Below are 7201 nucleotides of genomic sequence, written 5' to 3'. Positions count from 1 at the left end.
GGCCAGCAGCATCGCACCGATGTTCAGCGCCAGCTTCAGGGCGGCGGCGGCCCCGGCCGCCGCCGCCGCGCCGCGTACCCCGGCGCAGCCGCTGGTCAGCGGCCTGCCTGATTTCACCAACCTGGTCGAACAGGTCGGCCCCGGCGTGGTCAACGTCGACGTCACCATCGTGCGCAACAACCGCCAGGCCTCGCGTGGCCCGATGGGCGACGACGACATGCCGGAGTTCTTCCGCCGCTTCTTCGGTCCCGACTTCCCGATGCCGGGGCAGGGGCAGGGTGGCCAGGACGGCGGCCCCAGCATCAAGGGCCGCGGCATGGGCTCGGGCTTCATCATCTCGCCCGACGGCTACGTGCTGACCAACTACCACGTGGTGGCCGACGCCAGCGACGTGAAGGTGAAGCTGGGTGACAGCCGCGAGTTCACTGCCAAGGTGGTCGGCAGCGACCAGCAGTACGACGTGGCCCTGCTGAAGATCGACGGCAAGAACCTGCCGACCGTGCGCGTGGGCGATTCCAATACCCTCAAGCCGGGCCAGTGGGTTGTCGCGATCGGCTCACCGTTCGGCCTCGACCATTCGGTCACCGCCGGCGTGGTCAGCGCCGTCGGCCGCAGCACCGGCGGTCCGGACCAGCGCTATGTACCCTTCATCCAGACCGACGTGGCGATCAACCAGGGCAACTCCGGTGGCCCGCTGCTGAACACCCGCGGTGAAGTGGTCGGCATCAACTCGCAGATCTTCTCCGCATCCGGCGGCTACATGGGCATCAGCTTCGCGATCCCGATCGACTTGGCAATGAGCGCGGTCGAGCAGATCAAGAAGAGCGGCAAGGTCACCCGTGGCCAGCTGGGCGCGGTGGTCGAACCGATCGATTCGCTGAAGGCGCAGGGCCTGGGCCTGCCGGACAGCCGTGGCGCGCTGGTCAACCAGATCGTGCCCGGCAGTGCCGCGGCCAAGGCCGGCGTGCAGCTGGGCGATGTCATCCGCTCGGTCAATGGCAGCACGGTCAACACCTGGTCCGACCTGCCGCCGCTGATCGGCGCGATGGCCCCGGGCAGCAAGGTGAGCCTGGTCGTGTACCGCGATGGCAAGCCGCGTGAGCTCAGCGCCACCCTGACCGCCCTGACCGATGACGGCCAGGACAACGCCCGCGGTCCGTCCGCAGCCAATGCCGACGCCGCGCCGCAGTACGGTGCCAACGCCCTGCTGGGCCTGGACGTGTCCGAGCTGACCGCGCCGCAGCGCAAGCAGCTGGGCCTGGACTCGGGCGAGGGCGTGCGCATCACCGGGGTCAAAGGCGAAGGCGCCCGTGACGCCGGCCTGGCCCCGGGCATGGTCGTCCTGCGCGTCGGCAACACCCCGGTCGGCAGTGTCGATGCGCTCAACCGCGCGCTGTCCGGCTACAAGAAGGGCGATGTGGTCCTGCTGCTGGTCCGTGCCAGCAGCGGCAACAGCGCCTTCGTGGCGGTCAAGGCCGGCCAGTAAGGCCTTCACGGCCGCTCCCGGGCGGCCCTGTCACTCCCCCCGAAGCCCCGCCCCGGCGGGGCTTCGGCCATTCCGGGCCCGGCCCGATCAGGCCGCTTTCGCGGCGGGGCCCCGGGCATGCGATAATCGACCGTTACCCTGACGACGCCGCGCGCCGCCGCCACCTATGTCTTCTGATTCGATGCGGAACATCCGCAACTTCTCCATCATTGCCCACGTCGACCACGGCAAGTCCACGCTGGCCGACCGCATCATCCAGCTTTGCGGCGGCCTGCAGGCCCGCGAGATGGAAGCGCAGGTGCTCGATTCGAACCCGATCGAGCGCGAGCGTGGCATCACCATCAAGGCCCAGTCGGTCTCGCTGCCGTACGTAGCGAAGGACGGCCAGACCTATCACCTGAACTTCATCGACACCCCCGGCCACGTCGACTTCTCCTATGAAGTCAGCCGTTCGCTGGCCGCCTGCGAAGGCGCGCTGCTGGTGGTCGATGCCGCCCAGGGCGTGGAAGCGCAGTCGGTGGCCAACTGCTACACCGCCGTCGAGCAGGGCCTGGAAGTGGTGCCGGTGATCAACAAGATCGACCTGCCCACCGCCGACATCGAGCGCGCCAAGGCCGAGATCGAGGCCGTCATCGGCATCGACGCCGCCGACGCCGTACCGGTCAGCGCCAAGACCGGCCTGAACGTGCAGGACGTGCTGGAAGCCATCGTGCATCGCATTCCGGCCCCGGTGCCGCGCGATACCGACAAGCTGCAGGCGCTGATCATCGACTCCTGGTTCGACAACTACCTGGGCGTGGTCTCGCTGGTGCGCGTCATGCAGGGCCAGATCAAGGCCGGCGACAAGCTGCAGGTGATGTCCACCGGCCGTACCCACCAGGTCGACAACGTCGGCGTGTTCACGCCCAAGCGCAAGGTGCTGCCGGCGCTGCGTGCCGGTGAAGTGGGCTGGGTCACCGCCAGCATCAAGGACGTCCACGGTGCGCCGGTCGGCGATACGCTGACCTTGGCCGCCGATCCGGCGCCGAAGCCGCTGCCGGGCTTCCAGGAAATGCAGCCGCGCGTGTTCGCCGGCCTGTTCCCGGTCGACGCCGAGGACTACCCGGATCTGCGCGAAGCGCTGGACAAGCTGCGCCTGAACGACGCCGCGCTGCGCTTCGAGCCGGAAAGCTCCGAAGCGATGGGCTTCGGCTTCCGCTGCGGCTTCCTTGGCATGCTGCACATGGAAATCGTGCAGGAGCGCCTGGAACGCGAATACAACCTGGACCTGATCAGCACCGCGCCGACGGTGGTCTATGAAGTCCTGAAGACCGACGGCACCATCGTCAACATGGACAACCCGGCCAAGCTGCCGCCGGTCAACCATGTCGAGGAGATCCGCGAGCCGATCATCCGCGCCAACGTGCTTACTCCCGAGGAGTACATCGGCAACATCATCAAGCTGTGCGAGGAAAAGCGCGGCAGCCAGCTCGGCATCAACTACCTGGGCAGCCAGGTGCAGATCAGCTACGAGCTGCCGATGGCCGAAGTGGTGCTCGACTTCTTCGACAAGCTGAAGTCGGTCAGCCGTGGCTATGCCTCGCTGGACTACCACTTCGTGCGCTTCGACGCCGGTCCGTTCGTGCGCGTGGACGTGCTGATCAACGGTGACAAGGTCGATGCCCTGTCGTTGATCGTGCACCGCAGCCATGCCGACCGCCGCGGCCGCGAGCTGTGCGAGAAGATGAAGGACCTGATCCCGCGCCAGCAGTTCGACGTGGCCATCCAGGCCGCCGTCGGCTCGCAGATCATCGCCCGCACCACGGTCAAGGCCATGCGCAAGAACGTGCTGGCCAAATGCTATGGTGGCGACGTTTCGCGCAAGAAGAAGCTTCTGGAAAAGCAGAAGGAAGGCAAGAAGCGCATGAAGCAGGTCGGCCGCGTGGAAATCCCGCAGGAAGCCTTCCTGGCCGTGCTGCAGATGGACAACAAGTAAGCCCGCAGCGGCCCTTCGGGGCCGTTCGTCCGGTGACGTTGCAAAGGACCCTGAATGAAATTGTTTGAGATCCTCCTGGTCGTACTGACCCTGGCCTCGGGCCTGATCCTGCTGGCCGACAAGCTGTACCTGGCCAAGCGCCGCGCCCAGCGCGCCGGCCTGCTGGATACCGAGCCGGTGCTGGTGGACTACTCACGCGCCTTCTTCCCGGTGCTGGTGGTGGTGCTGATCGTGCGCAGCTTCATTGCCGAGCCGTACAAGATCCCGTCCAGCTCGATGATGCCGAACCTACTGATCGGCGATTTCATCCTGGTCAACAAGTTCTCCTATGGCCTGCGCCTGCCGATCACCAACACCAAGTTCGTGCCGTTCGGCGAACCGTCGCGCGGCGACGTGGTGGTGTTCCACTTCCCGGGCCACAGCGACAACGATCCGGCCAAGGGCGAGAACTTCATCAAGCGCGTCATTGGCGTGCCGGGCGACACCGTGGTCTTCGAAGGCGACGGCGTCATCCTCAATGGCGAGCCGCTGAAGTACGACAACAAGGGCATCTACGCCGGCGACAAGGGCCAGGGCGAGGGCGCCAACCTGCTGGTCGAGCACCTGCCGGGCCGCACCCACACCGTGCTGGAGACCGATTATCCTCGCGGCCAGGGCCAGTGGACCGTGCCGGCTGGCAAATACCTGGTGATGGGCGACAATCGCGACAACAGCGATGACGGCCGTTTCTGGGGCCTGCTGCCGGAAGAAAACCTGCGCGGCCGTGCGTTCCTGATCTGGCTGAACTGCCAGGGCTGGTTCTGCAAGGATGGCTTCCAGCCATCGCGGATCGGCTCGGGCATCAACTGACTTCACATCCACGCGTATCTGGGGAGAACGCAATGAAGAAGATGTACACGCAGCGCGGCATGACCCTGACCTCCTTCCTGGTGGTCCTGATCGTGGTGGGTTTCTTCCTGTACGTCGGCATGAAGCTGTTCCCGATGTACCAGGAATACTACGCCGTGCGCTCGGCGATGAAGAGCCTGGCCAAGGAGCCCAGCGTCGGCACCATGGCGCCGGCGCAGATCCAGGACCTGTTCTTCAAGCGCCTGTACATCAACTACTCGGACAACGTGAAGCCGTCCAACGTCAAGTTCAACCGTCGTGACAACGGCTGGACCCTCAACGTCAGTTACGAAGTGCGTCGCCCGCTGGTGGGCAACCTCGACGTGGTTGGCAAGTTTGAATCATCCCAGGACCTCGTTCGTAGCGGTGCCCAGTAAATTCATCCAACGTGGTGACCTGATCGGTCACGTTTTCAGCGATCCAGCCCTGCTCAAGCAGGCGCTGACCCATCGCAGTGCCGGTGCGCCGCATAACGAGCGCCTGGAATTCCTGGGCGACAGCATCGTCAACATGATGGTCGCCGAGGCGCTGTACCAGCGCTGGCCCAAGGCCGACGAGGGCGCGATGACCCGCGCGCGCGCCGAGCTTGTGCGTGAAGGCGCGCTGGCGGTGATCGCCCGCACCCTGGAACTGGGTGAGCGGCTGACCCTGGGCCCGGGCGAACTGAAGTCCGGCGGCCACCGCCGCGACTCGATCCTCGCCGACGCGCTCGAGGCCGTGGTGGCCGCGATCTACCTGGATGCGGGCTTCGAGGCCTGCCGGGCCGTCGTGCTGCCCTGGTTCGCCGCCTCGATGGAGGCCCTGCCGGCCACCGGCCGGCCGGAGAAGGACCCCAAGACCCGCCTGCAGGAATGGCTGCAGGCCCGACAGAAGGCGTTGCCGCAGTACGAACTGGTGTCAGAATCCGGTGACGACCACGCCAAGCACTTCCGGGTACGCTGCAACGTCGCGGACCCTGCCGCCAGCACCGAGGGCGAAGGCCCCTCGCGCCGGCTTGCCGAACAACAAGCGGCTGCGGCCGTCCTAGAACAACTGGATTCCAAGTGAGCGAACAAACTCCCCATCATTGCGGCAGCGTGGCCGTCATCGGCCGCCCGAACGTGGGCAAGTCGACCCTGACCAACGCCCTGGTCGGCGCCAAGGTCAGCATCGTCTCCAACCGCCCGCAGACCACGCGCCATCGCCTGCTGGGCATCGCCACCTACCCGGAAGGCCAGCTGGTGCTGGTCGACACCCCCGGCCTGCACAAGGTGCAGAAGCGGGCGATGAACCGGGTGATGAACCGCGCCGCGCGCGGCTCGCTGGAAGGCGTCGACGCCGGCCTGCTGGTGATCGAAGCCGGCCGCTGGGACGAGGAAGACAGCCTGGCCTTCAACGCGCTGCGCGATGCCGGCATCCCGGTGGTGCTGGTGGTCAACAAGATCGACCGCATGAAGGACAAGGGCGCGCTGCTGCCGTTCCTGCAGCAGGTGACCGAAGGCCGCGATTTCGCGTCCGTGCACCCGATCTCCGCGCAGAAGCGCAACGGCCTGGAAGCCCTGGTCCGCGACGTGCTGGCCCTGCTGCCGGAAGCCCCGCCGATGTTCGGCGAGGACGAGATCACCGACCGCAGCCAGCGCTTCCTGGCCGGCGAGCTGGTGCGTGAACAGCTGATGCGCCAGCTCGGCGAAGAGCTGCCGTACGCCACCACCGTGGAGATCGAGCGCTTCACCGAAGACGGCAACCTGCTGCGCATCGGTGCGGTCATCTGGGTCGAGCGCGAAGGCCAGAAGGCCATCGTGATCGGCAAGGGCGGCGCCCGCCTGAAGGACATCGGTGCCAAGTCCCGCATGCAGATGGAACGTCTGTTTGGGGCCAAGGTGTTCCTGGAGACCTGGGTGCGCGTGCGTGAAGGCTGGTCTGACGACGAGGCCGCACTGAAGGCCTTCGGCTACGAATAAGCCGCGACGGTCGCTTCGATGCTGATCGAGGACGACACCGGGTTCGTGCTGCATGCGCGGGCCTACCGCGAGACCAGCCTGCTGGTCGAGGTACTGAGCGCGCAGCACGGCCGCATCGGCCTGCTGGCGCGTGGCGTGTCCACCGCCAAGGGCCAGGTGCTGCGCGCAGCCCTGCAGCCGCTGCAGTGGATACGTTTCAGTGCCCTGCAGCGCGGTGAACTGGCCCAGCTGCGCGGCGCCGAGGCGCTGGACGCGGCCCCGCGCCTGGTCGGCCAAGCGATGCTGGCCGGTTTCTACCTGAGTGAACTGACCCTGCGCCTGGCCCCGCGCCAGGACCCGCTGCCGGAGCTGTACCTGGCCTACGGCGAGGCGCGTGCGCGGCTGGCGGTGGGCGCGGGCCTGGCGTGGACGCTGCGTCGCTTCGAGCGTGAGCTGCTGGCGGCGCTGGGGCTGGGCTTCGAGCTGGACACAGCCAGCGACGGCCAGCCGGTGGACCCGGCGGCACGCTACGAACTGGACCCGCAGGAGGGCCCGCAGCGCCTGCTGAGCGAGCGCGGCGGCGAACGCCGGGCGGCGGCAACGGGCTCGGCGCTGCTGGCACTGGCGGCGGACGAAGAGCCAGATGCGACAGACCTGGCCAGCCTGCGGCTGCCGATGCGGCGGGTGCTGTCCCATCACCTGGGGGCCAAGGGCCTCAAATCCTGGGAACTCCTCGAGCAGCTCACGCCCCGGAGGTGAAGGGGAGGGGATTTGGCAGGGCTTGCAGCCCTGCACCTGCAGAGGCCAGAGCCGAAGCAACAGCAGAAGCTGGATTCATGAGGGTAGGCGGGGTGGATCCGGTTGAGGGGGACGCTGCAAGTACGTCCCTGTAAGCTCGGTCGCCGCATCCATGCGGCTCACGCCCCCTCAACC

Annotated in this window: 7 protein-coding genes; all 7 read left to right on the top strand. The window is 67.0% G+C overall.

What is annotated here, in order from left to right; translation table 11 throughout:
• The first annotated feature begins 19 nt into the window (after positions 1-19).
• The 7 genes from NQ204_RS19350 to recO all read left to right on the top strand — a co-directional run bounded on the left by NQ204_RS19350 (position 20) and on the right by recO (position 7027).
• Complete coding sequence (locus NQ204_RS19350; RefSeq protein WP_256644682.1) at positions 20-1486, top strand: DegQ family serine endoprotease; 1467 nt, start codon at positions 20-22, stop codon at positions 1484-1486.
• A gap of 181 nt (positions 1487-1667) precedes the next feature.
• A complete protein-coding gene (gene lepA / locus NQ204_RS19345; RefSeq protein ID WP_165835757.1) occupies positions 1668-3461 on the top strand; it encodes a translation elongation factor 4 in 1794 nt (597 codons plus the stop codon).
• Between the two features lie 54 nt (positions 3462-3515).
• Complete coding sequence (gene lepB, locus NQ204_RS19340) at positions 3516-4310, top strand: signal peptidase I (protein ID WP_108769592.1); 795 nt, start codon at positions 3516-3518, stop codon at positions 4308-4310.
• 32 nt (positions 4311-4342) lie between these two features.
• Positions 4343-4726 (top strand): DUF4845 domain-containing protein, encoded by a 384-nt coding sequence (locus NQ204_RS19335; protein ID WP_116865299.1) that lies wholly within the window; start codon positions 4343-4345, stop codon positions 4724-4726.
• Positions 4716-5396 carry a ribonuclease III gene (gene rnc / locus NQ204_RS19330; RefSeq protein ID WP_150454783.1) on the top strand — a complete coding sequence of 227 codons (681 nt, stop codon included), beginning with the start codon at positions 4716-4718 and terminating at the stop codon, positions 5394-5396. Before NQ204_RS19335 ends, rnc begins: the two co-directional genes overlap by 11 nt.
• A complete protein-coding gene (gene era, locus NQ204_RS19325; RefSeq protein ID WP_256644681.1) occupies positions 5393-6289 on the top strand; it encodes a GTPase Era in 897 nt (298 codons plus the stop codon). Before rnc ends, era begins: the two co-directional genes overlap by 4 nt.
• Positions 6290-6307: 18 nt before the next feature.
• Positions 6308-7027 carry a DNA repair protein RecO gene (recO, locus tag NQ204_RS19320; protein WP_256644680.1) on the top strand — a complete coding sequence of 240 codons (720 nt, stop codon included), beginning with the start codon at positions 6308-6310 and terminating at the stop codon, positions 7025-7027.
• The last annotated feature ends 174 nt before the right edge of the window (positions 7028-7201 follow it).

Source organism: Stenotrophomonas testudinis, from assembly GCF_024499815.1.
In the GTDB taxonomy this organism is placed as follows: domain Bacteria; phylum Pseudomonadota; class Gammaproteobacteria; order Xanthomonadales; family Xanthomonadaceae; genus Stenotrophomonas.
This window is presented reverse-complemented; position numbering and strand designations above follow the sequence as displayed.